The following is a 24,687-nucleotide window of genomic DNA, read 5'->3' on the forward strand; positions in this document are numbered from 1 at the left end:
GCAGGACCGGAGCGAGGGCACCCTGAGCCTAGGCGAAGGGCCGAACGAAAGGGGCAAGAGCCTTTGGTTACTTTGGGTTTTTCAAAGTGACTCGCTGTAAGAGCGAAACCGCCAGCCGCCGTTACCAAAGAAACGGATATGTACACCATCAAAAAACATGTTGCCCGCGAAGGGGCTCGATCAGGTACGCATCCCGCGCCCACTCACCAGCAGCCGCGCACAACCGATGTACAGCACAACAGTCGCTACCAGCATGAAAGCAATCGCCACGCTGATCTTGATGTCCGACACGCCGAGGATGCCGTAACGGAAGGCGTTGACCATGTGCAGCACCGGGTTGGCCAGCGAAACGGTCTGCCAGAACGGTGGCAACAAGCTGATCGAGTAGAACACCCCGCCCAGGTACGTCAGCGGTGTCAGCACGAAGGTCGGGATGATCGAGATGTCATCGAAATTGCGCGCAAATACCGCGTTGATGAAACCCAGCAACGAGAAGATCGTCGCCGTCAGCAGCACCACCAGGACGGTCACGCCCAGGTGATGCACCTGTAGCGTGGTGAAGAACAGCGACAGCAGCGTCACGATGAGCCCGACCATCAACCCGCGCAACACGCCGCCCAGGGTGTAGCCGATCAGAATCGTATGGGGCGACACCGGCGACACCATCAGTTCTTCGATGGAGCGCTGGAACTTGCTGCCAAAGAAACTCGACACCACGTTGCCATAGGAGTTGGTGATCACCGACATCATGATCAGCCCCGGCACGATGTACTCCATGTAGGTGAAGCCACCCATGCCGCCGATCTGCCGACCGATCAGATTGCCGAAGATCACAAAGTACAGAACCATGGTGATGGCTGGCGGCAGCAAGGTCTGCGGCCAGATCCGGGTGAAGCGCTTGACCTCACGGTAAACGATGGTATTGAGGGCAACGAGGTTGGGTTGCAGCTCAGAACTCATACCGCCACCTTCGACAGATTTTTCTCCACCAGGGACACGAACAACTCCTCGAGGCGATTGGTTTTGTTACGCAGGCTCAACACTTCGATGTTCTGCTGCGCCAACTGGGTAAACAGCGCGGTAATGCCCATGGCCTTGTCGACCTGGACTTCCAGGGTATGACTGTCGATCAGTTTGGCCGGGTAACCGAGCAACTGCGGCGCCACTTGCAACGTGTTCTTCAAGTCCAGCAGGAACGTCTCGACATGCAGTTGGCTGAGCAACTGCTTCATGCTGGTGTTCTCGACAATGGTGCCGTGGTCGATGATGCCGATGTTGCGGCACAACTGCTCAGCCTCTTCCAAGTAGTGGGTGGTGAGGATGATGGTGATGCCTTTCTTGTTCAGTTCGGTGAGGAAGGTCCACATCGAGCGACGCAATTCGATGTCCACCCCCGCCGTCGGTTCGTCGAGGATCAACAGGCGTGGCTCGTGAACCAGCGCCCGAGCGATCATCAGTCGGCGCTTCATGCCACCCGACAGGGAGCGCGACGGCACATCACGCTTGTCCCACAAACCCAGTTGGGTCAGGTACTGCTCGGCGCGTTCCTTCGCGATTTTCGGCGGGATGCCGTAGTAACCAGCCTGGGTCACGACGATGTCGAAGGTCTTTTCGAACTGGTTGAAGTTGAACTCCTGGGGCACCACACCAATGCAGCGCTTGAGCGCCGCTGGTTCCTTGTCCAGGTCGTGACCGAACACATTCACCGTGCCGCTGGTCTTGTTCACCAGGGTCGAGAGAATGCCGATGGTTGTGGATTTGCCGGCGCCGTTCGGGCCGAGCAAGGCGAAAAAGTCACCTTCGGCGACGTCCAGATCGATACCACTCAAGGCCTGGAAACCGTTGCCGTAGGTTTTGGTTAGCTGCCGGATGGACAGAGCGGAACTCATATCGGATTTACGCACCAAGAAGGGAAGAAAGGAATAAATAAGGGCGGGCGGCGATCAATGCAACCGCGGCGCATGAGCGCAATGGTGCTTGTCGCCGTCACACAAGTACAGTTAAGCGTGTCGATAGTGAGTATTAAGTCAACGCGGTCATGACGGCTTTGCGATACGCCGGACGCTGTTTCAACCGCGCGTACCAGGCTTCGAGATGAGGCTGCGGCGCGCGCTCGATCGGCATCTCGAACCAGGCATAAATGAAGCTGCCCAAGGAAATGTCGCCCATGCCGATCTCATCGCCCGACAGGTATGGTTTGACCGCCAGCGCTTGATCGGCCATCGACAGCAGATCGTCGCATTCCTTGATCGCCGCCTTGATGGCCGGCCAGTCCTGCTGCTCTTGCGGGGTGCGCAACACGCCCCAGAACACCGTGCGAAACGGCGCAGCAAAACTTGAGGTGGTCCAGTCCATCCACTTTTCCGCCGAGGCACGGGCCTGCAGGTCCGTCGGATACCACGCCGTGCCGCTGGCATGGCGGGCCATCAGGTAACGCACGATGGTGTTGGATTCCCACAGCACGAAGCCGTCGTCTTCGATCACCGGCACGCGACCGTTGGGATTCATCGCCCGGTACTCAGGCGTATCGACCACGCCAAAGGCACCGCCGGCATCGATGGCTTCATAGGCCAGGCCCAGCTCTTCGGCGGCCCACAATGGTTTTCTGACATTCGACGAATTTTTCCGACCCCAGATCTTCAGCATGACCGCTCCTTGTTGAATGAATGCGCAGGCAGCATACGCCGGATCAGACGCGACTCAAATCGCTCTGCATATCACCCAGCAGCACCGGCACTTGCTCACCGAACAGATGCGGATAGCACTTTTCCAGGTGCTCGAAAAAAAACGCTTCAGGCACATCGGTGAACTGGCCGTGATCGACCAGGTACTCCATCAGCTGCTCGCCGTCACGGTTGAAGGGATGGAACACGCTGTCATTGATCCCGTCGAATTCCAGCGGCGCGACATTGAACAATTCGCACAGTTGTTGATTGAAAGCCGGCGTGGCTTTAACCCAACGCTCGTTCAAATAAAGCTCGGTGTAGCCGTGCATGGCGAACACATCACTCTTGAGCAGTTCGAGCAGGCGCGGCGTCGACAGGTGATTGCGCACATCCGCCAGACCGATACGCGCCGGGATCCCGCAATGCCGAGCGCAACCTGCCAGCAGCGTGGCTTTGGGCACGCAATAACTCTCCCCGGCTGCCAGCGCATAGCTGCCGCGCAAGGTCTGCGGATCACGGCTGAAAGTGTAGGGGTTGTAGCGCACGGCCTCGCGCACGGCGTAATAGAGATTGATCGCCTGCTCCAACGGATCGCGCCCGGCGCCACGATGTTTTTCGGCGAACTCCACCACCGAGGGATGGTCACTGTCGATGAAGCGGCCGGGGCTCAGATACGCGTGCATGGGAGCAATCTCCTGGGGGAAGCCACGAGTCTAGCGACACCTTCAGCACAGAGATAACGACGTTTCGGCCAAATATCAGCGCTTGCCCGCCCTGTTGACGAGCCCTCCATCGAAATAACTGACGAAGTCCGGCCGTTTCGTCCTACAAGCTCAACCCGATCGCTCCGACCACCCACTTTTATGGATGCCGTCTAAGCTCTGAGAGTGGTTTTGCCCCTGGCTTCAGGAGAATTAATTATGCTGCTGTTGTGGATACTGGTTCTGGTGGTCGGGATTGCCTGGCTGGCACATCGCCGCACCGCACCTCTGCCCGCTTTGGGCATCATCGCTGTCTATCTGCTGGCGATGGGCATCTTCAGACATGCGAGCCATGCCCCCGTCTGGCTGCTGCTGATTTTCTGGGTGTTACTCGCGGCCGTGGCCGCCCCCCTGTTGCTGCCGGACCTGCGCCGAAAACTGTTCACGGCGCCCATATTCAACTGGTTTCAAAAAAACCTGCCGCCCATGTCGCAAACCGAGCGTGAAGCCATTGAAGCCGGCACGGTCTGGTGGGATGGCGAGCTGTTCAGCGGTCGTCCGGACTGGAACAAGCTGCTGGCCTATCCAAAAGCGCAACTGAGCGAAGAGGAACAGGCGTTTATCGATGGCCCGACCGAAGAACTCTGCGCGATGGTCAGCGATTGGCAGATCAGCCAGTTGATGGACCTGCCACCCAAGGCTTGGGATCACATCAAGCAGCATGGCTTTTTTGCCCTGATCATTCCCAAGGAGTACGGCGGCAAAGGCTTCTCGGCGTATGCCCACTCCCAGATCGCGATGAAACTGGGAACCCGCAGCGGCGACCTCGCTTCCACCGTCATGGTGCCCAACTCCCTCGGCCCGGCGGAACTGCTGCTGCATTACGGCACCGACGAACAACGCAATCATTACCTGCCACGGCTGGCCCGCGGCGACGATATCCCCTGCTTTGCCCTGACAGGCCCGATGGCCGGTTCCAACGTCGGGGGCATGACCGACACCGGAGTGATCTGCAAAGGTGAATGGGAAGGCCAGGAAACCCTCGGCCTGCGCCTGAACTGGGAAAAACGCTACATCACCCTCGGTCCGGTGGCGACCTTGATCGGCCTGGCCTTCAAGGCCTATGACCCGGATCATCTATTGGGCGACAAAGTCGACCTGGGGATCAGTCTCGCATTGATTCCAACCCAGACTCCCGGTGTAGACATCGGCCGCCGTCACTTGCCGCTGGGCGCCGCCTTCATGAACGGCCCGAACGCCGGCAAGGATGTGTTCATACCGCTGGAGTTCATCATCGGCGGTCAGGAAATGCTCGGCGAAGGCTGGATGATGCTGATGAACTGCCTGTCGGTCGGGCGTTCCATTTCGCTGCCTGCCATCGGTACCGCCGCGGGCAAGTTCAGCAGCCTGGTGACAGGCCAATATGCGCAGGTTCGCGAGCAATTCAACGCACCGCTGTCAGCCTTCGAAGGGATTCAGGAAGCACTGGCGCGGATCGGCGGCAGTACCTGGCTGATGGACAGCGCGCGGATGCTCACCGCCAATGCCGTCGACCTCGGCGAAAAGCCGTCGGTGCCCTCCGCCATCATCAAATACCACCTCTCCGAACGCGGTCGCGAGTGCATCAGTCACGCCATGGATGTTCACGGCGGCAAGGCCATCATCATGGGCCCGAACAACTATCTCGCGCGTAGCTGGCAAGGTGCGCCCATTTCCGTCACGGTCGAAGGTGCGAACATCCTGACACGCAACCTGATGATCTTCGGCCAGGGCGCTATTCGCTGCCATCCGTACGTGCTCAAGGAAATGGCCCTTGTCCACCGCGAAGACAAACAACAGGCGTTGATCGAATTCGACGCCCTGCTGCTCAATCACATTGGTTTTGCCGTGAGCAACGCCGCCAGCACCCTGGTGCTGAACCTTGGCTTCGGGCATTTCGAACACATGCCTGGGGACAAGCTCAGCCAACGCTACGTGCGCGCCCTCAACCGTCAGGCCGCGGCTTTTGCCATGCTTGCAGACCAGTGCATGATGCTGCTGGGCGGCGATCTGAAACGCCGCGAACGCTTGTCCGCACGTCTGGGCGATGTGCTCAGCTACCTGTATCTGGCCTCCGCGGCGCTCAAGCGTTATCACGATCTCGATTCGCCGGAGCATATGCACCCGCTGTTCGCCTGGGCCATGGAAGAGAGCCTCGGCCAGTCCGAACGTGCGCTGGACGAACTGCTGACCAATTTCCCGAACAAGGTACTCGGCTGCCTGCTGCGAGTGATGGTGTTCCCGTTCGGTCGCCGGCACAAAGGCCCGTCGGACAGGCTGGCGGCCAAAGTCGCCGCAGTCCTCGGCCGCGCCAAGGGCGATCCGACCCTTGAGGAGTTATTGGCGGGCTGCTATCGCCCGCAATCGATAGAGGATCCGGTCGGCGCCCTGCAGCACGCCTGCGACTTGCTGAACGCCGCCAAACCGCTACAGAAAAAACTCAACACGGCGCTGAGAAGTCGCCAGGTCAAACCCACTGTCGGGGAGTCGGTCATCGATGCCGCACTGGAGGCTGGCGTCTTGCAACCGGTTGAGGCCGAGACCTTGCGTGAAGTGGAGGTGGCGCGGCGCAAGGTGATCGACGTCGATGATTTCGACAAACAGGTGCTGGTGCTGGGCAAGGGCAAGGTCCGCTGATCCAGAGGACCGTGTGTCGCCTTACCATCATGGGGCGCTTTACCCTGTGAAAAAAGGGCGCGGGAGCTTTATACTCCTGCGCCCGTTTTGCTCTTGAGGACTTATCTCGTGTCCAATGTCGTTGCCGATCATCTCGTCTTGCTCGACCACCTGCGCAGTATCCTGGTCGCCGTAGGTGAGGCCGAACAGGTTCCCGAAGAAAGCCATGCCTTGTTCCTGGAGCGCTTCGACGAACTGCGTGCGTTGCTGCCGGTCGACCCGATCGAAAGCCAATACCTGGGCCAGGACATCCTGTGCCAGATCATCACCCGCTACCCGCAAATCGCCCACCTGGTGCCGCGCGATCTGCTGTGGTACTTCGCCGGTGACTGCCTGCATTACATGCCCGATGATGAAATCGACCTGTACCAGGCGCTGGAAGAACGTCGCTTCGAAGCCGAACAGAACGATGAACCGTTCGACTGGAATCAGGAAAAACAGCTGCTGGCGATGTCGAATCAGGACAGCAAGCACTGATCTCCAATCAGTAACGCAAAAGGCCCGCATGGTTAATCATGCGGGCCTTTTTTGTTGGCCGGGTAAAGATCAAAACAACCCATCACTCTCCGGCAACTCATACGCTGCCGCGCCCTTGCCCAACGCACTTGGCTTGCCTGGCTTGCTCAAGGTCGGCTCTTTCTCCAGGCATTCCACCAGATAGTCGATGAATACCCGTAACTTGGGCGGCAGATAGCGGGTGGGCGAATGCAGCAGCCAGGCGCCTCCGTGGTAGGACGCCAGAAAGGTCCAGTCCGGCAATACCTGCACAATCAGCCCCTGTTCCAGCGCATAACGGGCGGTGAAGTACGGCAGGCTACCGATCCCGATGTGTTGCAATACCGCGCCCAATCGCACGCCCGTGTGATTGGCGGCGTAACGTCCGCGCACACCGACGGTCACGGCTTTACTGCCTTTCTTGAACTTCCAGCGCGCATCGCTCGGGGTTTCGCCCAGATAGATGCAGCTGTGATTGAGCAAGTCGTGGGGATGAGTCGGTGTGCCGTGCTCGGCCAGGTACTGCGGCGTGGCGCAGAGCAAATGGTCGATGGTCAGCAATTGCCGCCCCACCAGCCCCGCAGGGGGCCGATCGGTAATACGGATGGCCAGGTCGACGTTGTCATCGATCAAATCCACTTGGCGGTCCTCGAGCAACAACTCCACATCCACTTTGGGATAACGCCGCAGAAACTCCGGCATATGCGGATGAATCACAAATCGCCCGACGGCCTTGGGCACGCTGACGCGCACCAGCCCTTCCGCTTCCTGAGTGAACTGACCGCTGATTTCCATCACCGACTTCGCCGCGCTGACCATCTCCTGGCAGCGCTTGAACACCTCTTCGCCTCCGTCGCTCAGGCGTAGCTTGCGCGTGGTTCGTTGCAACAAACGCGTGGCAAGCGCCTTCTCCAGCCGCGAAATGCTGCGACTCACCGCCGAGGGTGAAGCCCCCAACTGACGCGCCGCTTCGGAGAAACTGCCGGTTTCGACAACCTTGACGAAAATCGCCATTTCACCGAGCAGCGGCAGGGGAAGATTTATGCTCACAGCGCAACAGTCCTTTGATGGTTGAACGGATTATCACGCAATTCCACGGTTCATATAATAAAAATAGAAACTTTAATAAGGGCATGGAATATGACGCTTCGCCTCTTTTTCCATAGTGATGACCTCAGGGCCAATGTGGAAGTCCTGGATTGCACGCCCTATGAGAACGAGTTCGCCGTGGTGCTGCGCGCCACTCTGTTTCACCCCCAGGGCGGCGGGCAACCCTGTGATACCGGCTGGATCGGCGAAAGCCAGGTGCTGCGCGTGGTGCAGGAAACGGAGCGGATCATCCATTTCGTCGACCACCCGGTAAAACTCGGCATGATCCAGATTCGGGTCGACGAGCAACGCCGCCAGTTCAATACGCGCATGCATTCGGCGGGGCATCTGATTGGTCACTTCGTCCAGGCCATGGGCTGGATGCCGATCAAGGCTCATCACTGGCCGGATGAAGGACGTGTGCAATTCAAACCGGGCGATGGCGCGCAGGAGGTTGATGCCCAGACGATTCAGCACGGCATCAAGCAATGGATCGCCCATGATCTGCCGCGCTTGACGTCGTTGCGCGAAGGCGCCCGTGAAATCGGTTTCGGTGAGCTGCCCGCCTACGGCTGCGGCGGCACCCATGTACGCAGCCTGAAGGATTTAGGCATGGTCACAATCGCTTCCCTTTCGCAGAAAAAGGGAACGTTGTCAGTCCACTACCACGTGGATTGAGCCTTTGGGCGATGTCGACCTCGTCATCGCCTGACGCCGGGGGGCCTGTGTTCACGGGCTCTGTTGACTATCTGATAGATGGACCTAAGACATGATGCTTGACGTCGAGCGTCTCGATGAGACGTGCATACAAAAACTGGCCAACGAAGAAGTCCTCGCCATCCGCGTCAGAGGCTTGTTGCCTCGGCCACTGGCGATCCAGATCGGCGACAAGATCCTCGCCCCCGGCTTTGAAGGCTACATCAACGCACCGAGCATCGGTCGCATCGGCATGGCGTTTTACGAAGCGGAAAACCAGCCACTGCTGATCGAAGACTATTTCGAGCGCGCCACCAGCAACATCGCCGAGTTGCGCAGCCGTTGTGCGCCCTACTCCTCGCCTGTCGACACCCTGCGCTGCATGCTCGATGAGTCCTGGCCGGCGGGGGCGCATCTGGAAAATCTCTATGGCCGCAAGATGTATGTGGGGCTATCGCGCGTGGTCAAACCCGGCGTGTGCTTCCTCGCCCATCACGACATTTTCGCCAAGGACGCCCCGGACAGTTTCCAGGCCAGAAGCCTGGAAGCGCAGTTCGCCTGCAATGTTTACCTGAACATGCCGACCGAGGGCGGCGCCTTGCAGATGTGGGACCACGACATTTCCCCGGACCAGTTCGACGAGATGCGTGGCGACAGTTACGGCATCGATCCGGCCTTGCTCGGCCCTCCGACCCTGGAGATTCGCCCTGAGCCCGGTGATTTCATCATGTTCAATTCACGCCGCATGCACTCGGTGACACCAGGTGTGGACGATCCGCGATTGAGCCTTTCTTTCTTTGTCGGCTACCGCGGCAATGCTTCCCCCCTGACTTTCTGGAGTTGAGATGTTTTCGAATTACCTGGGCGAGTTTTTGGCGCTGGCAACCATCCACTTTCTGGCCGTGGTCGCACCCGGCCCGGACTTCGCCGTAACCATCCGCCAAAGCGTGCGCTTCGGGCGTTTAGTGGGCATCTGCACGGCGCTGGGCATCGGCGCGGGCATTTCCGTGCATGTGCTGTACACCTTGCTCGGCGTCGGCGCATTGATGCACACCACGCCTTGGCTATTGACGGTGGCCAAGGTGATCGGGGGGGCCTACATTTTGTACCTCGGTGTGAGCCTGTTGCGCAGCAAACCCAAAGTGGCGATTGAAGGCGACAACGGCGCAGCAGCGTCAACTGAGCAGCAGACCCTGTTCAAGGCCTTCAGCACGGGGTTTCTGACCAACGCCACCAACCCCAAGGCTACGCTGTTCTTTCTGGCGATCTTCACCACCCTCATCAGTGCCACGACACCACTGCAGATTCAGGCGCTGTACGGGTTGTGGATGTGTTTCGTGAACGCCCTGTGGTTCGTGATCGTGGCCCTGTTCTTTTCCAGCGCCCGGGTGCGACTGCTGTTCATGCGTATGGGGCACTGGTTCGAACGAACCATGGGGGTGATCCTTATTCTGTTCGCCGGACGCCTGATTCTGTCCATGTAAGCCCTGCCGCCTTAGTTGCCTCGCCGAACCGCATTTTTTTGCCGCTCCAACGCCAGCAACATGGCTATCTCCACACTCTGCCCTGAAAGTTTTGTTTTAAATCGTGGCGCTTTGCTTTGTTTGAACTACCTTCAAACAAGAAGAAGTCATAACGGTTTGAATTTTGACGTTAGGTTCAGAGATCAGATAGCGAATTGGCAAAAGGAGTTACCTCACTATGATCCTGACAGGCGTTTACCGGCGCAGAGCTGTGATTGCCGGTTGCTTTTTAGGGGAGTCAGGTTGGCGGGAAGTGCCGCCTATAACCGCGATGGTTGTCGAGCCTGAGCCTGCCGCTCGGGTCGGCAGCCCAGGTATCTGGATCACTAAAAGCCGTTTTAGAAGGTCGCTCGCTGTTCATTCGGATCAGCGTATTGCACCTGCTTGCGTGTAGCACCAAGGAATATTGCCGGGGGCATTGGTCATTAGTGGTGAGTGCTCTGGCGAGGTTGAGGGTCGACTCAGGCCCCCTGTAGTGATCCGAGGCAACTTGGTTTGCCTTGTAGATGGCCTATTCAGCGAGGATGCACTTAATGAGCTATCGTACCGTGCCCGCTTTCAAGCGAATTATCCATGGCCTGTTCTGGATGGGCCTCAGCGTGGACGCGGCTCAGGCCGCGGCGGCCAATTGTTCGCAGATGGACAGTATGCCGACAACGTTCGAGGTCGGTCAGGGGCTTCAGAGTGAACTGCACACACCGGTTCCGGTGACGCAATTGGCCGTGGGTGACCCGAAAATTGCCGATGTGCAACCCAGCGGCAACAATCCCAGCGCCTTCATACTCACCGGTCTGACACCGGGAGCCACCAGCCTGATGGTCTGGACCTCCTGTTCGAAAACACCACGCCAAAGCATGGTGTTCGTCAAGGGCCGGGCCACCGCGGCGCTGACCAGCGTGTCGACCGGACCTACTGAAGACCCGATGCTGCCAAGCCAGGTGCAAACCGATATTCGCTTCGTTGAAGTCAGCCGGACCAAACTCAAGGAAGCCTCAGCGTCTATTTTCGGCACCCGTGGCAACTTCCTGTTCGGCTCGCCGAGAACCTTGCCTACCATCGGCGGCATCGTTACGCCGTCATTGCCGGTGAACAACGATAATTTCAACCTCTCTTTTGCGACCGGCAATACCCTGGTGGCGATCAACGCGCTGGAAGGCAGCGGTTTCGCCTATACCCTGGCGCGACCAAGCCTGGTGGCGCTCAGCGGGCAGAGTGCGAGCTTCCTGGCCGGCGGTGAAGTACCGATTCCGGTGCCCAGTTCGGGCAGCGATAACATCTCCATCGAGTACAAGGAGTTCGGTATCCGCCTGACCCTGACGCCAACCATCATCGAGAAAAACCGTATTGCCCTTAAAGTGGCGCCGGAAGTCAGTGAACTGGACTTCACCAACGCCGTAAGCATCGCCGGCACGATAGTTCCGGCGCTGACCATACGCCGTACCGACACCAGCATCTCCCTGGCCGACGGCGAAAGCTTCGTCATCAGCGGCCTGATCAGTACCCGCAACAATTCCCAGGTGAACAAATTCCCGGGGCTGGGCGATATCCCGATTCTGGGCGCGTTCTTCCGCGACAACACCATCAACCGTGAAGAGCGCGAACTGCTGATGATCGTCACCCCGCATCTGGTCCAGCCCCTGGCGGCCAATGCACAACTGCCGTCATTGCCTGGCGAGCAGCTGCGCAATTACGACCCGAACTTCTACCGCATGTTCTTCCTCGAAAATGGTGATTTCGACAGTAAGAGCGGGCTCTCACAATGAACCGGAGCCAGACGCTGAACCGGGCTTTCGCCCTCACTCTTAACGGTGATCTTGAGCGCTTGGTGGGCCAGCTGTATTGCCATTGGCCAGGCGTTCAACGTGTTGTAGCCAGAGGACACTCGATGAAAGCAGTCATTGCAATAACGGCGACATTGATGCTCGCAGGTTGTGCCACCAATGGCCTGTCTTCGCGACCGGCTGTCTGTGCCAAACCCAGTTCGGAGCAAGAGCTGGCCCTGAATCTGGCTGACAACATGGTCAATGAGGGCCGTTTGTATGCCAGCCTGGCGAATCTTGAAGGTTTGCCCGATGACCTGGTCCAGGTTCGCCTGCGAAAGGCTCGGGTGCTGCGCTTGATGGGGCGTAAAGATGCGGAGCCGTTGTATCAAAGCTTGCTCGGCACCTGTCTGGCCCCTGAAGGGGAACATGGCCTGGGCCAGTTGGCCGCGGCTAAAAATGATAACGCCACCGCTGCCACTCACCTTGAGCGAGCGGTGAAGATGTCCCCCACCGACGACAAGATGCGCAATGACCTGGGGGTCGTCTACCTCAATCAGCGACGGATCCCTGAAGCACGCTTCGAGTTCATGACGGCCATGGAGCTCAAGCAGGCGGATTCTCTGGCGGCACTCAACATGGTGACGCTGCTGATTTATCAGGACAACTGGAAGGCGGCTGCCGAACTCGCGAACCGCGCCAGCTTGAGCCCCCAGCAAGTCGCAGAGGCGCAAAACCGCGCGGAAAAACTCAAGGCCTCTGCTAAAAAAGCGGTGGCTTCCGAGGGGAATCGTAAGGCTGAGGTAGCCGATGCTTCACCCAGTGCTGCGATCAAGTAGAACGTACGAGGAGTCGAGATGAATACCAAAAGGCTGTTGATTGTGTGCATGGCTTGCCTGTCCACCAGTGCCTGGGCTATTGAGCCGGGTCCCTCCTCGGCGCCGCAAAAAGGCACCGAACAGTGGATGCAGCTACAGATCCGTGGTGTGGTTGCCTCCCCTTTTCGGCAAACTGCATCGGTCACTGAGCGTGACCTGTCCTTCCAGCGCTGGCTGAACAGTTTCACCCACCCGATTCCGGAATTCTTTGAACAGGATGCGGCGGGGAAAATGACCACCGGCAGTAACAACTGAGGCACGTCAATGGATGCTCAACCTCTGGCATAGTCCAGAGTAGCCTGGCTAAAAAGCCAGGCTTAATTACGTCTGCAGGAAAGTATTGGCATCTACTCATTTTTCAGTTCTGACCGAATCCCCCTGTAGGAACCGCAATGCTGTTCACTTAAGCAGTAATGCGATCCGTAGCAGCTGTCGAGCCTGCGAGGCTGCGTTCGGCTGCGTAGCAGTCGTGAGTCCGGCTGACGCGGTCTGCCTGACACACCGCAATCACCGGTTTGACGACTGCTGCGCAGTCGAACGCAGCCTTCGGCAGCTGCTACAAAGAATGCGTCGCGGCTGAAATTGCTTAAGTGAACAGCATTACCTGTAGGAGCGAGGCTTGCCCGCGAAAGCGATCTGTCTGCCACCATAGATGGCGGATATGACGGCCTCTTCGCGGGCAAGCCTCGCTCCAGGATATGTGCAGATCTATGAGAGGAAAGTGCAGATCAGACTCGGGTGGCAAGGCCATCGTGCTCGACAGCCTCCGCCCCCGTTTACCTCACCCGAATGCTCTCAATACCCCGATCAGCGCAGGGCCGATCGCGACCAAGAAGAAGCTCGGCCACAGGCAGAAAATCAGCGGAAATATCAGTTTGGTACCTACTTTCGCGCCCATCTCTTCGGCGGCTTGCATACGCCGGTCACGGAATTCATCGGCATAGATGCGCAGGGTATCGGCCACGCTGGTACCAAAGCGAATACTCTGCGCCAACAGGCTGACCAATCCTTGTACGTCTTCCAGGCCGGTGCGCACAGCCAGCTGTTTCAGCGCCTCGGTACTGGGAATGCCCGCACGGATTTGCGCATTGACCAGAGCCAGCTCTTCAGCAAGCTCAACCTGACTGACTGACATCTCTTCAGCCACCCGTTCAATGGTCGTGGGCAGGGCCAGGCCCGACTCCACGCACACCACCATCAGATCCAGTGCGTCCGGAAACGCGGCACGCAGCCGACCTTGTAGTATTTGCTTGCGCTTGCTGACATATAGCGCTGGCACCAGCCATCCGACACCAGCCACCATGACCACCAACAGCAGCCCCATGCTCAGCGAAACCTTGGGAATCATCGGCAACAGCAGCAACGCAATACCGACCAACACCAGGGGTAACAGCAAGCGCACCGCCCAGTACATCTGCACCGCCGAAGAGGATCGGTACCCCGCGTGCATCAACAGGGTCTGGGTGACGGACGCCTGAGCCGATTCGGCCGAGGCAAAGCGCTGGCCGACCCGCTCCAGCAATAGTTGAAGGTTACCTGGAGCGTCCTGGCCGGTCGTGTTGCCTAAATGACCACGCTTGATCAGCGCCAGACGGCGCTGCACCGGGTCCTGAAGTCCCAGCATAAGCAAGATTATCGCAAGGACCGCAAGCACCGTACTGAGACCGATTGCGCCAAGGAACAACAGCCGCCCCATCTCCTCGTTCCCAGTGACCCGACTGAACAACCCGAGTAAAAAGTCCATGACCTGTACCTCCCGGTAGCGAATACCGCTTAAACCTGAATCCGGATGACTTTGCGTATCCAGAAAATTCCGATCAACATGGCGCAGAAAGCCCCAATGATAAGCTTGTGGCCTAGAGGATCATTGATCAGAACAGGCATGTAGCTGGGACTTGTAACCAGGATCGCGATCGCCAGCACAAAGGGAATGGCCACCAGTATCCAGGCCGATATGCGCCCTTCCGCCGACAGGGTTCTGATCTTGCGCTGAAAGCGGAAGCGCCCACGGATCAACCGGCTCAGACGCTCCAGTACTTCGGTCAGATTGCCGCCGGTCTCGCGATGGATAAGGATCGAGGTTACCAGCATCATCACCGTCATGCTGGGCATACGCTCCAGTAGGCCGAGCATGGCTCGGCGTACATCATTGCCATAGTTGATATCAGCGAAAGTCAAGCCGAACTCATGAGCAACCGGCCCCTTGTGCTCCTCGGCGACCAGGCGCAGGGTCTCGTTGAACGGGTGCCCCGCACGCAGGGCTCGGCATATGGCATCCAGCGCATCCGGCAGGCCCTCCTCAAACGCAGCGAAACGTTTGCCGCGGTCACGAGAGATTTTCAACAGGGGTAACCAGAACGCCCCGAGGCTCGCCAACAACACCATCCACCAGACTGACGAGACCATCCAGATCAAAATACCCGCCCAGCCCCCCAGTACCAACCCAAGCAGTAATACCCGGTAGGCCCGGTATTCGTGCCCGGACTGCTCAATCATTTGCGTCAATGTCTCCATAAAAGGCAGCTGCTCAAGCCTGGCCTCCAGTGGCGACAAGCGCGTCAGGTATTTCTGTCGCAACACGGTCTGCATGTTGGGCAGATTGTTGGCTTTCTCCAGTACGTGCAAGCGGCCGCGGATGCGCTTGCGCATCTTGCCGGCCTCGCCGAACACCGGCACCACCACGCCCTGGGACAGCAGGAACACGGCGATAAACACCATGCCGAGAAAGATCAGAATGAATTCACCAGGGATATGGTTCATGACTGCCGTGCCTCCATCCATTCAGGCCTGAACATCGTCAGCGGCAACTCGATGCCGCGCTTGGCCAGCACATCGCGGAAGGCCGGGATCATGCCGCTTGGGCGATAGTCGCCGAGCACCTCGCCGTTTTCGCCCATTCCTTGACGCGCAAAGGAGAAAATTTCGGTCATGGTGATGATCTCGCCCTCCATGCCGTTGATCTCTTGCACGCTGACCAGTCGCCGCTTGCCGTCCTCCTGACGCTCCAGCTGGATCACCACATCGATGGCCGACGCGATCTGCTGTCGCATGGCCTTGATCGGGAAGGTCGCCCCGGTCATCGATACCATGTTCTCGATTCGCCCCAACGCATCGCGCGCGGTGTTGGCGTGGATGGTGGTCAATGAACCGTCGTGGCCGGTGTTCATCGCCGTCAGCATGTCCAGCGCCTCGGCGCCGCGCACTTCGCCGATGACAATGCGGTCCGGGCGCATCCGCAAACTGTTGCGCACCAACTCCCGCTGGCTGACCTCGCCACGCCCCTCGATATTCGAAGGCCGGGTTTCCAGACGCACCACGTGGGGCTGCTGCAGTTGCAGTTCGGCCGAGTCTTCGATGGTGACAATCCGCTCGTTCTGCGGAATGAAACTGGACAGCACATTGAGCATGGTGGTCTTGCCGCTGCCGGTACCGCCAGAAATCAGCACGTTCAAACGCCCGCGGACAATCGCCTTGAGCAGCAGCGCAATAGCCGGGGTCAAGGTCCCCACCTGGATCAGGCTGTCGGTATTGAGCAGGTCCACGGCAAAGCGGCGAATCGACATGCTCGGGCCGTCGATGGCCAATGGCGGGATAATCGCGTTGACCCGCGAACCGTCCTTGAGCCGGGCGTCCACCAATGGCGAAGACTCGTCGATACGTCGACCCAGACTGGACACAATGCGGTCGATGATGTTCAGCAAATGCTGATCATCGCGAAAGCGCACATCAGTCCGTTGCAGTTTGCCGAAGCGCTCGACATAGACCGAGGCATGGCCGTTGACCAGAATATCGGAGACGCTGTGATCGGCCAGCAACGGTTCCAGGGGGCCCAAGCCAAGCACCTCGTCAGTGATCTGCTTGATGATCAACTGGCGGCTGGCGGAACTCACCGGCGCCGAATGCTCATCGAACAGGCGCTGGCAAATATCGCGAATCTGCCGCGCGGCCTCAGCCTGTTCAAGGGCGTCCAGCAAGGACAGGTCCATGACTTTGAGCAACTGCTGGTAGATTTTTTCCCGCCACTCGGCTTCCACCGGGGTGACCTGGCTTCTGGTTTCGTAAAGAACGTCCGGTGTTGCACGCTCCCACGCCATTAATTCCTCTGCCGGATCCAGCTGGTCGTCGCCCAACTGAGCCGCTGACGATGCAGCGGTTTTACCGGACTGTTTGCGCAAGCGGTTACGAAAGTCGCTGATCATGGGTCATCCCCCGAAAAAACGGTTGAAGGCGCGTTTGAGTAAGCCTTTGTTTCCGGCCACCTGTTGACCGACCAGGTCCTCGGTCATGTCGCGCAGGGCGCTAGTAATCGCGGCCCTCGGCGCATGCAGCCCCAACGGCACGCCAGTGTTCTGACTCTGGCTGACCAGGTTGAAGTCGTTGGGTAATTTCGACAGATTCGTGCAGCGCAGCGCTTCGCCGATATCTTTGAGACTGATCGCTGCTGCCTTGTCAAAGCGGTTGACCACTATCTGCAATTGATCCCCGCGCACGCCCAGATCGTCGCGAAGAATCCGCACCAGGGAGCTGGCATCGCGCAGATGACTGACGCTCTGCTGCACCACCACGTACACCCGATCCACCTGTTCCAACACGGAGCCGGTGAGGTGGTCGATTTGCCGCGGCAGGTCGATCACCACCCAGTCATAACTGGCGCGGGCCAGCTGCAACAGGGTGTCAAGTTGCTCGGGTTGGGCATCCTGCGGCAGGCACAGCTCACCGGCCCGGCCACCCAGCACATGCAAGGTCGGGCTGAAGTGACTGCAGAAACCGCGTAACGCAACGCTGTCCATGCCGTCAATCTGATGCAACACCTCGAGATGGCTGTGCGTCTGCGCCACGTCCAGGTAATGCGTCACGCTGCCGAATTGCAGGTCCATGTCCAGCAGCAGGGTGCTGCCGCCCTTGACGCTGAGCTGTTGAGCTAGATTGCAGGCCAGCAAGGTTCCGCCGGAACCACCCTTGGCGCTCATCACCGCGATCAATTTCCCTTCTGCCCCGCTGCCGGTGCGAACCTCCATGACCAGGCGATTCAAGGCGGCAACCAATTCTGTCTCGGCGATAGGCTCCGGTAGCACGTCACGGGCGCCGGCCTGCATAGCCAGGCGCATGCCTTCCTGTTCGCTCAGCAGACCGCACACCAACATCGGTGGACGCTCATGGGCCGGACGCTGTAACAACGCCGCCAGTTCCTCGCGCCATAGATGGCTGACGCGCAGCAGCAACAGATCAGGCATCCGGTCCAAGCCGTAGAGTGGGTCAACATGCCCATTGCTCACCAGGCGAGTGCTCACCTCCAGGCAAGGCATGCGCTGGCAGACGCTCTGCAGATCGCGCAACGAGGTGGCATCACGGCTGCTGATCAGCAACCGGAGCCCGGTCTTGCCGGTCGAGGTGGAGAGCGGAGTGTCCTTGGTATTCAGCATGGTGTGATCTCCCCGGAATCGGAATGACGCCCGAGGCTTTCGCGTGGCAAAGTTGCCTTGAATGCAGGCAAGGTAATGGGCACGCCGAACCCGGGAATAAACAGATTGAAAACGAAGCCTTGCAGACTCAACTGGACATAGCGGATGGCACGAAAACCAGTGGCGCTGACCAGGTCGCCGGGATTGGCCACCACTGCACCGTTAACATCCAGATAGGTCAGTACCAGGTTGCTGGTAGCCAGACTCGTGATCAACTGGCTCGTACCGGTGTCACCCGCCGCGTTGAAGATTGCCCGCTGCAACACCACCGGATCGCTGATATTGCACACCGCCGCCAGGCGCGCACCACGGCGTGCGGCTTCATCCAGCGCATTGACCGTGAAGTACAACCGACCCATTTCCAACACGGCGAACAGCAGCGTGAATACCAGCATGCCAATGACGGCGAACTCCACGATATAGGTGCCGCGCATGCGTTTGCGATTCATCACAGAGCCCTCATGACAGTGGTGGCGACCAGCGGAATGCTCAGCGCAATCGGGTTACCAAAAAAGCCCGGAATCGAGCCGGCACAATTGCCACTGCCAATCACCGGGCAGAAGTTGTAGGTGATGGTGACCTGCACATGGTCGGGGTGGGCGGGATCGGCGCCCAGCGTGGAGACTGTCACCATGCCGGTCGTCAACCCTGACACCACCGCGGTCCCGGTATTTGCAGGCACGCCATAGACCGCCACGTTTTTCGTCTGGGTCTCCAGCGTGCTGCCGCTCGGAACAATGGCAGCGCCGAGTGTCGAGTTCCATGCCTGGCCGGCGACGTAACGACCGGCATCACGGCTGGCCTGTAGCAGGACGTTGTACTGATAGAGCATGCGGCCGAACTCGCCAAAGCTCAGCAACAGCAGGAGCAACAACGGCAGGACGAGAGTGAATTCCACCATGGCCAGGCCTTGCTGACGCTGCGGATGTTTAAACGCGTGAAGTCCCATGACGCCTCCTACGAGTCAGTGCTCGGAGTGCCAGTGCCGCTGCCGATATAGGTTTTGTAAAGCTGAATGATCTGCGGGCCGGAGTCGTTGGACGGCGAGGGGCTGGGCACATTGTCGCCTTCACACTCTTTCACGAACTGGCCGAAGATCTGCGCCTCAGTGCCGCCGCTACTCATTGGCTGCACCACAAAATAGCAGCCAAAACCCAGGACGGGGATCGAGGTGGAACCGCTCAGTTTCCCGGAGCAGTCGCCCACCACGATTTTCATCATCCGGCGCTCGAACACCCCATTGCTCTCACAGCCACTGCCCCCTGCCACACAGGCGGCAACACTCGCACGCCAGTCGTTGTAGTCAAATATCGCGTTGCCGCCCGCGGTGAGATTGCCGCCGCTCGATGTGACAGTCTGCCCTTGGTACGTCACTTGTGGTGGGGTAACTGAGTCGTCGTAAGTGATCGCGGGGTTACTGGACGTGGTCACCAGGTCCGGTGGATAGTCCGAGGCGCGGAGCGGGCCGTTGTAGATGCCGAATCGCGTATTCAACCCTTGAGAGGTAGGGCCGACCATGTTGCCAGGGGAGGTCTGGACATTTTGCCCGACATTGCGGCAAACCGATCCGCCTCCGGCTAGGTCCTGCCTGACTGTACTACCGCCTGAACCAAAATCGAGCAATTGAAAGTTGCCTGGACCAATGGGCGACGAATTGCCGGCAGCTGTCTTCAACACCTGCAAATCACCAAACTGGAAGCCCCAGAACATGCCGGCGTCCGGATCGTATTTAGTCGGGTCACCACAGACCATCAAAGGGGCGAGATCACAGGGACTGGTAGGACTGGGTCCAGCAGTGGCGATCGCCGCCACCGCTTTGTTTCCCAAGGCGCCGAATGACTGGGCGAAGTTCCAGAAAAAACCCGCCAGGTTATAGCTCGGTACCGACACCCGAACATATTTGGCATCCGCCGGCCCGGGAAAGGAGAACGGGCCATAGACGCTGCTGGACAGTTCCACCACCGCGAATGCGCCTGGGTTGCCGGCGACAGCCGTGGCCAACTCGTTGTTACCCGTGGCGTTGGCATTTCGCGCCAGCGTATTGAGCGCGGCAGTGCGCGTCGTGCTGGCCATATTGGTACTACCTTCCACCTGACTCAAGGTTTTGGCGCCACTCAGGGCGGCGGCGTCCACCGCATTCTGCAGGCGCGTCTTGTTCAGCAACATGTGTCCGCCATCCAGCGCCAACGCCGCCATTATCGCCATGGCCGCCAACGCGATTACCATCAATACGCTCACCGATCCTTCCTGGCGCCTTGGCGTCGCAGTGAACGGCCGCTGAATACGAAGATTCATCATCAAGCCCTCGTTTGCCGATACTGATCCGGATCGGCTCCGCCAATACCTTGGTGCCCAGGCACCCCTACCGCCCTGTCAACGAACTTTCACTACACTGGTCTGGATCCCGCGGATGATGGTGAGAGCTCCGCCACCGTCGCCACGTTGCACCACGCGTTTTTGCACCGGGGCGGCGGCCACCACCATGGGGGCCGGCACAACAGGCGCGGCAGGTGCGGCGGTCGCGATTTTTTTCTCGGAGTTCAGCGGATTGCGCAGCGCCAGTTGCAGTTTCCCTTCCGTTTGCGCCGTGACCAGGGTTTCAGCCTCTGCGGTCGTCATCTCCAGCGTCACTGCGCGCACCACCACCGGTTGGGTCTTGTCGGTACCCGCCGTCTGGTCCACCGCTAACACCCGCAAGTTCTCGAGGATGGTCCTGGACACAGCGCTGTTACTGCCAGCATTCGTGGTTTTGGTCGCCAGTACATCGACCCGGTTACCTGGCAGGAGGAAGCCGCCCACACCGACCACATCGTCCACCCGTACCGATATGGCACGTTTGTCTGTGGCAATCAGAGAGGCCAGGGTACTGCCGCCCAAGTGCTCGCTCAGACGTGCACCGCGCATGACGTCGCCACGCAAGATGTCAAACGTTGCGATCTTGCCCACGGCCTTGTCGCTGGAATCGAGCGCATCGTCCGGTATCGTGTCCATGGGCATGCGCACGGTGGTGACCTGTTGGGCCTCGACCATCTGCCCGAAGGGAATTTCTACCGTGGCAACCACCACGCTTCGAAGGTGGTCATCCGGGGTGGCATTGAGCCGTGCGCTCAGCCAGGAGTCGGCCATCCATGCAGCACCAAGGCCCATGACCAGGGAAACACCTATCAGGGGAAGAGTACGAGAGCTCATGTCAGTATCTCCGTATCAAGAAAAGTCGAGCTGGACAAAATAGTTGTGCCAGGCCCATTCCAGCTCCTGCGGCGACAGGTTCCCGGAACCGCCCATATAACGCTGACGATCGAGGGCCATGTTCAGGAGATCGCGGGGATGGCAAGGCACCAGGGGCATGCCTTCACTTGCATACAGCCTTTGCAATACATAACGCACCAACAGCGGGTCGTAAGGAATGCCCAGGCGCTCGCTTTCCTGACGCCAGATCTTTTCGTACTCCTCAGGCTTCAGGTAACCGAATTGCAGCTTGTAGCCAATCCGGCGCAGGAAGGCCTCGTCGGCCAGTTCCAGGGGATTGAGGTTAGTGGAGAACACCAGAATCAGATCGAACGGCAGCTCGCAGTGCCGACCGCCACCCAGGTTGAGAAAGTCGCGTTTCTCTTCCATCGGGACAATCCAGCGATTCAACAGCTCGGCGGGCGCCATGCGCTGGCGCCCCATGTCATCGATGATGAACAGGCCATTACTGGCCTTGAGCTGCAAGGCGGCCTGGTACTGACGGGTGAAGGGGTCATAGCGAACGTCCAGCTGTTCCATGCTCAACTCACCGCCCGTAATGACGATCGGGCGTTTGCAGCACAACAGTCGACGATCGATTCCTTCGTTGAGCATCAGATTGTTCTGTTGACTGTTGTCATCCAGGCGCTGATGCACCTGCGGGTCATAAATCTCGATCACCGACTCGTTGATCACGATGGCATGCGGCACCCAGATGGCCTCGGCGAACAGACGAATCAGCCGACTGCTGACATAGGTCTTGCCGGTACCCGCGGGACCGTAAATCATGATCGCGCGCCCGGAGTTCAGGGCCACACCCAGTTGATCGAGCATCCCCTCCGTGAGTACTACACCGGTAAGGGCCTTGTGCATATCGCTCGAGCTGATGCGACCATGGTGAATGGTCTGGATTTTAATCAGGGAACGGTAGGTACTCACCGGGAAAGGGGCCGCACCAATATAGCCGCTGCGTGACAGGGCATCGCGGGCGGCACTGCGACCGCGTTCAGTCAGGCTATAACGCAGCATCTGCCCAGCCGTCTGGCCCATCTGGCCCAGCACTTCGATACGGCCATCCTTGCGCAGGAACGCCAGGACTTCTTCAAGTACGGCGCCGGTCAGCGCCAGGCGTTCCACCAGCCGCGGCATGTCGAGCACGCCGGCGTCATATAAATGCTTACATACCAACTCGCCGAGAAAACTGTCGGTCAGACCGGTTTCACGGATTGTGCACGGCTGAGGAGCCAGTCGTTGCACCGCTTCCCGTTCATTGGGAAAGGATTCAGTATTGACCATGACGTGCATGACTAATCTCCCAACCCACTGGCAACGAATTGCCAGTAGATGCTGCCCAGAGTGCCGAGCAGGATTGCAACAGCATAAGGAAAGGGCTTTCCGGCCGCCTCGTCCGCACTCGGCGCTAAGTAAGCCCGAGCCTTGAGAATCAGCCAATAACGCCCCAGGGTCTGCAACATCTGACCGTGTACCAGCACGATAAGTAGACCGCACAGGCCGCCGAATACCAGGCTGTATAGGGCAGCCCACAATGCGTAATGGAGCGGTAAGAAGCTGCCAACCATGGCCATCAACTTGACGTCGCCGGCGGCCATGCCCCCAAAGGCATACATCGGCAGAAACAGCGCTAAACAGATCAGGATGCCTAACAGCCCGTCACCCAATCCGCTTATCCCACCTGAATAAGTCTGGCCGGCTAATCCCAAGGCCAGGCCCACGAGGATCAGCAGGTTGGGAATGCGGTGGCGACGAATATCGCTCACCACCGCTACGCCCAGCAGCCCTATCAGCAAAACAGTAGCTATCAGCTGCTCCATGGACATCACCATATCTCCCTAGCGGAAATTGTCATTACGCGCAGGCACCACCACCACCAACGGCGTTGCACAGCGCCGTGATTCGGGTATGCACGTTCGCTCCGAGATTGGTGAAAGCGAGGGCAACAACTGCCGTAATCAACCCACCCGCCACTGCGTATTCCACAATGGTCAGGCCATCTTCGTCTTTGACGAACTTCAGTACCGAAGCCTTGATTGCTTGAATGATCATTTTGCCCACCTCACTCGAATGTTGTTTTTTCCGGAAGGCAGTACGTTCTGCACTGCCTGGATGCAACACTAGTCAGGGGCAAGGCATGGGCGTTAGGAAGATTTTGCACATCACTAGGACTTTTTTGCGGGCGCTTCCAAAAGCGGTTATTGGCCTTTGCAGAAGTAGCAGGAGGGGTCAAACAAGGAATGGCTCGCGAATACCACTGACTTCGATTTACAAGCGACGAGCGGCTGATACCTGGTTCATAGACGACACACCAACAGCCAGTTGCCTGGGACTGATTTCCAGGCAACGCATAGAGCGGGCAGGACTAAAAATCGACTTTTTTATCAGGATTTAATCTGCAAAGTGATAGCACGTTAGCAATACTACTCAGCGAAGAGGGGCCCGTAGAACCGCAGAGTAGAGACATGACGTCCAACATGACCAGAAGGCCATCGCTGCTATGGTTCGATCTGACTCACGATCGTTCCACGAAGGAACTCATCGCGCAGTTCGAGGACACTTGTGACTGCAAACTGGCGAAAAATTCCGTGCTGCCCAGCGGGGAACAGGCAGACATGATCTGCATCCATTTCGATCGTCCCGACACCCCCGGCTTGAGGTTGTTGCTGGAGATCAAACGCACCACTCCTACCATCCCGATTACCATGTTCACCGTGCAGCACTCAGAAGAACTGGCCGTCTGGGCCATGCGCTCCAGTGTCTGGGAGTACATGGTGCTCCCGCTCACCAACGCCGAGAGGAAGCGCTACCTGACGGCACTGCTGCAGCTCTGCGAATTGCGCCGCAATGTCGGTCAGGACAAGACATTGCTGATCGACCACTCGCCCACTCTGCCGGACAGCATCCGCCTGACCTCCGGGCACCAAAAACACCAGGCGTTGAGCCATATCATGCTGTACATCGACCAGCACTTTCGGGACAGCATCGATCAGAGGGATTTGGCCAAGCGCTGCGGCATGACGACATTCCGCTTCAGTCGCCTGTTCAAGGAAGCCAATGGCGTCGGTTTCACCGATTACATCCTGGACAAGCGCATGAGCTTCGCGAAACAACTGCTCGACAACAGCCAGATGCCGATTACCAGCATCGGCTATGAGGCCGGCTTCAAGGATCCTTCCTACTTCGCCCGCGCCTTCAAGCAGTTCGTCAACTGCACGCCCAGCGAATACCGTTTGGCCAGCCAACTTAGAGCGGTAGCAGCGCAACCGCCACTGGAAGATACAACCATTGAAGCACTCGAAAGCCTGGTGCAGAGCCTGGGAAGTTGAGGCAGGTTTTTTACGCGCATAAAAAAAACGCCGCTCAATGAGCGGCGTTTTTTTGAATTTGGAGCGGGAAACGAGACTCGAACTCGCGACCCCGACCTTGGCAAGGTCGTGCTCTACCAACTGAGCTATTCCC

Annotated in this window: 25 protein-coding genes; 9 read left to right on the plus strand and 16 right to left on the minus strand. The window is 58.6% G+C overall.

Annotated elements, in window-relative coordinates:
• Positions 1-180: 180 nt before the first annotated feature.
• From AC1RL4_RS29040 to AC1RL4_RS29055, 4 genes are all read right to left on the minus strand, one after another.
• Complete coding sequence (locus AC1RL4_RS29040) at positions 181-960, minus strand: ABC transporter permease (RefSeq protein ID WP_018926238.1); 780 nt, start codon at positions 958-960, stop codon at positions 181-183.
• Complete coding sequence (locus tag AC1RL4_RS29045) at positions 957-1,889, minus strand: ABC transporter ATP-binding protein (RefSeq protein WP_028938938.1); 933 nt, start codon at positions 1,887-1,889, stop codon at positions 957-959. The genes AC1RL4_RS29040 and AC1RL4_RS29045 overlap by 4 nt, the downstream gene beginning before the upstream one ends.
• A 133-nt stretch (positions 1,890-2,022) precedes the next feature.
• Entirely contained in the window at positions 2,023-2,646 is a 624-nt protein-coding gene (locus AC1RL4_RS29050) for a glutathione S-transferase family protein (RefSeq protein ID WP_349746969.1), read from the minus strand.
• Positions 2,647-2,689: 43 nt separating this feature from the next.
• The gene (locus AC1RL4_RS29055) at positions 2,690-3,349 is read right to left on the minus strand and encodes a transglutaminase-like domain-containing protein (protein WP_204124540.1); all 660 of its coding nucleotides are present in this window, start codon (positions 3,347-3,349) and stop codon (positions 2,690-2,692) included.
• A gap of 237 nt (positions 3,350-3,586) precedes the next feature.
• Here AC1RL4_RS29055 and AC1RL4_RS29060 point away from each other — a divergent pair, with 237 nt between their 5' ends.
• Together AC1RL4_RS29060 and AC1RL4_RS29065 are read left to right on the plus strand one after the other, a co-directional pair.
• The gene (locus AC1RL4_RS29060; RefSeq protein ID WP_489078912.1) at positions 3,587-6,043 is read left to right on the plus strand and encodes an acyl-CoA dehydrogenase; all 2,457 of its coding nucleotides are present in this window, start codon (positions 3,587-3,589) and stop codon (positions 6,041-6,043) included.
• Positions 6,044-6,151: 108 nt separating this feature from the next.
• A complete protein-coding gene (locus AC1RL4_RS29065) occupies positions 6,152-6,559 on the plus strand; it encodes a PA2817 family protein (protein ID WP_007938686.1) in 408 nt (135 codons plus the stop codon).
• A 69-nt stretch (positions 6,560-6,628) separates the two neighbouring features.
• On the opposite strand, the gene AC1RL4_RS29070 is transcribed toward AC1RL4_RS29065, so the two are convergent.
• Positions 6,629-7,627 (minus strand): LysR family transcriptional regulator, encoded by a 999-nt coding sequence (locus AC1RL4_RS29070; protein WP_019581185.1) that lies wholly within the window; start codon positions 7,625-7,627, stop codon positions 6,629-6,631.
• Positions 7,628-7,717: 90 nt separating this feature from the next.
• On the opposite strand from AC1RL4_RS29070, the gene AC1RL4_RS29075 reads away from it, so the two are divergent.
• From AC1RL4_RS29075 to AC1RL4_RS29100, 6 genes are all read left to right on the plus strand, one after another.
• Positions 7,718-8,344: an alanyl-tRNA editing protein gene (locus AC1RL4_RS29075; RefSeq protein ID WP_019650412.1), complete on the plus strand. Its 627-nt coding sequence runs from the start codon at positions 7,718-7,720 to the stop codon at positions 8,342-8,344.
• A 91-nt stretch (positions 8,345-8,435) separates the two neighbouring features.
• Positions 8,436-9,206, plus strand: a complete 771-nt coding sequence (locus tag AC1RL4_RS29080; protein WP_019581187.1) for a 2OG-Fe(II) oxygenase — start codon at positions 8,436-8,438, stop codon at positions 9,204-9,206.
• A gap of 1 nt (position 9,207) precedes the next feature.
• Positions 9,208-9,846, plus strand: coding sequence for a LysE family translocator (locus tag AC1RL4_RS29085; protein ID WP_028938935.1), 639 nt, complete (start codon positions 9,208-9,210; stop codon positions 9,844-9,846).
• 572 nt (positions 9,847-10,418) lie between these two features.
• Positions 10,419-11,648 (plus strand): type II and III secretion system protein family protein, encoded by a 1,230-nt coding sequence (locus AC1RL4_RS29090; protein ID WP_028938934.1) that lies wholly within the window; start codon positions 10,419-10,421, stop codon positions 11,646-11,648.
• Between the two features lie 122 nt (positions 11,649-11,770).
• Entirely contained in the window at positions 11,771-12,484 is a 714-nt protein-coding gene (locus AC1RL4_RS29095) for a tetratricopeptide repeat protein (protein WP_028938933.1), read from the plus strand.
• Positions 12,485-12,502: 18 nt separating this feature from the next.
• Positions 12,503-12,778 (plus strand): DUF3613 domain-containing protein, encoded by a 276-nt coding sequence (locus AC1RL4_RS29100; RefSeq protein ID WP_028938932.1) that lies wholly within the window; start codon positions 12,503-12,505, stop codon positions 12,776-12,778.
• Positions 12,779-13,304: 526 nt separating this feature from the next.
• On the opposite strand, the gene AC1RL4_RS29105 is transcribed toward AC1RL4_RS29100, so the two are convergent.
• The 11 genes from AC1RL4_RS29105 to AC1RL4_RS29155 form a co-directional block, all read right to left on the minus strand.
• Positions 13,305-14,267, minus strand: coding sequence for a type II secretion system F family protein (locus AC1RL4_RS29105; RefSeq protein WP_489078913.1), 963 nt, complete (start codon positions 14,265-14,267; stop codon positions 13,305-13,307).
• A 29-nt stretch (positions 14,268-14,296) separates the two neighbouring features.
• Positions 14,297-15,283, minus strand: a complete 987-nt coding sequence (locus tag AC1RL4_RS29110) for a type II secretion system F family protein (protein ID WP_489078914.1) — start codon at positions 15,281-15,283, stop codon at positions 14,297-14,299.
• The gene (locus AC1RL4_RS29115; RefSeq protein ID WP_489078915.1) at positions 15,280-16,722 is read right to left on the minus strand and encodes a TadA family conjugal transfer-associated ATPase; all 1,443 of its coding nucleotides are present in this window, start codon (positions 16,720-16,722) and stop codon (positions 15,280-15,282) included. The genes AC1RL4_RS29110 and AC1RL4_RS29115 overlap by 4 nt, the downstream gene beginning before the upstream one ends.
• Positions 16,723-16,725: 3 nt before the next feature.
• On the minus strand, positions 16,726-17,946 hold the full coding sequence (locus tag AC1RL4_RS29120; protein ID WP_489078916.1) for an AAA family ATPase: 1,221 nt from the start codon (positions 17,944-17,946) through the stop codon (positions 16,726-16,728).
• Positions 17,940-18,434, minus strand: a complete 495-nt coding sequence (locus AC1RL4_RS29125; RefSeq protein WP_489078917.1) for a TadE/TadG family type IV pilus assembly protein — start codon at positions 18,432-18,434, stop codon at positions 17,940-17,942. The genes AC1RL4_RS29120 and AC1RL4_RS29125 overlap by 7 nt, the downstream gene beginning before the upstream one ends.
• Complete coding sequence (locus tag AC1RL4_RS29130) at positions 18,434-18,934, minus strand: TadE/TadG family type IV pilus assembly protein (protein WP_489078918.1); 501 nt, start codon at positions 18,932-18,934, stop codon at positions 18,434-18,436. Before AC1RL4_RS29130 ends, AC1RL4_RS29125 begins: the two co-directional genes overlap by 1 nt.
• Before the next feature lie 8 nt (positions 18,935-18,942).
• Positions 18,943-20,283 carry a Tad domain-containing protein gene (locus tag AC1RL4_RS29135; RefSeq protein WP_489078919.1) on the minus strand — a complete coding sequence of 447 codons (1,341 nt, stop codon included), beginning with the start codon at positions 20,281-20,283 and terminating at the stop codon, positions 18,943-18,945.
• A gap of 75 nt (positions 20,284-20,358) precedes the next feature.
• The gene (gene cpaB, locus AC1RL4_RS29140) at positions 20,359-21,174 is read right to left on the minus strand and encodes a Flp pilus assembly protein CpaB (RefSeq protein WP_489078920.1); all 816 of its coding nucleotides are present in this window, start codon (positions 21,172-21,174) and stop codon (positions 20,359-20,361) included.
• 15 nt (positions 21,175-21,189) lie between these two features.
• Positions 21,190-22,518, minus strand: coding sequence for a DUF8689 domain-containing protein (locus AC1RL4_RS29145; protein ID WP_489078921.1), 1,329 nt, complete (start codon positions 22,516-22,518; stop codon positions 21,190-21,192).
• A 2-nt stretch (positions 22,519-22,520) separates the two neighbouring features.
• The gene (locus tag AC1RL4_RS29150) at positions 22,521-23,051 is read right to left on the minus strand and encodes an A24 family peptidase (protein WP_489078922.1); all 531 of its coding nucleotides are present in this window, start codon (positions 23,049-23,051) and stop codon (positions 22,521-22,523) included.
• A 28-nt stretch (positions 23,052-23,079) separates the two neighbouring features.
• Positions 23,080-23,277 (minus strand): Flp family type IVb pilin, encoded by a 198-nt coding sequence (locus AC1RL4_RS29155; RefSeq protein ID WP_489078923.1) that lies wholly within the window; start codon positions 23,275-23,277, stop codon positions 23,080-23,082.
• Between the two features lie 413 nt (positions 23,278-23,690).
• On the opposite strand from AC1RL4_RS29155, the gene AC1RL4_RS29160 reads away from it, so the two are divergent.
• Positions 23,691-24,554, plus strand: a complete 864-nt coding sequence (locus AC1RL4_RS29160) for an AraC family transcriptional regulator (protein ID WP_489078924.1) — start codon at positions 23,691-23,693, stop codon at positions 24,552-24,554.
• The last annotated feature ends 133 nt before the right edge of the window (positions 24,555-24,687 follow it).

Source organism: Pseudomonas sp. GW822-FHT07A10 (genome assembly GCF_058798795.1).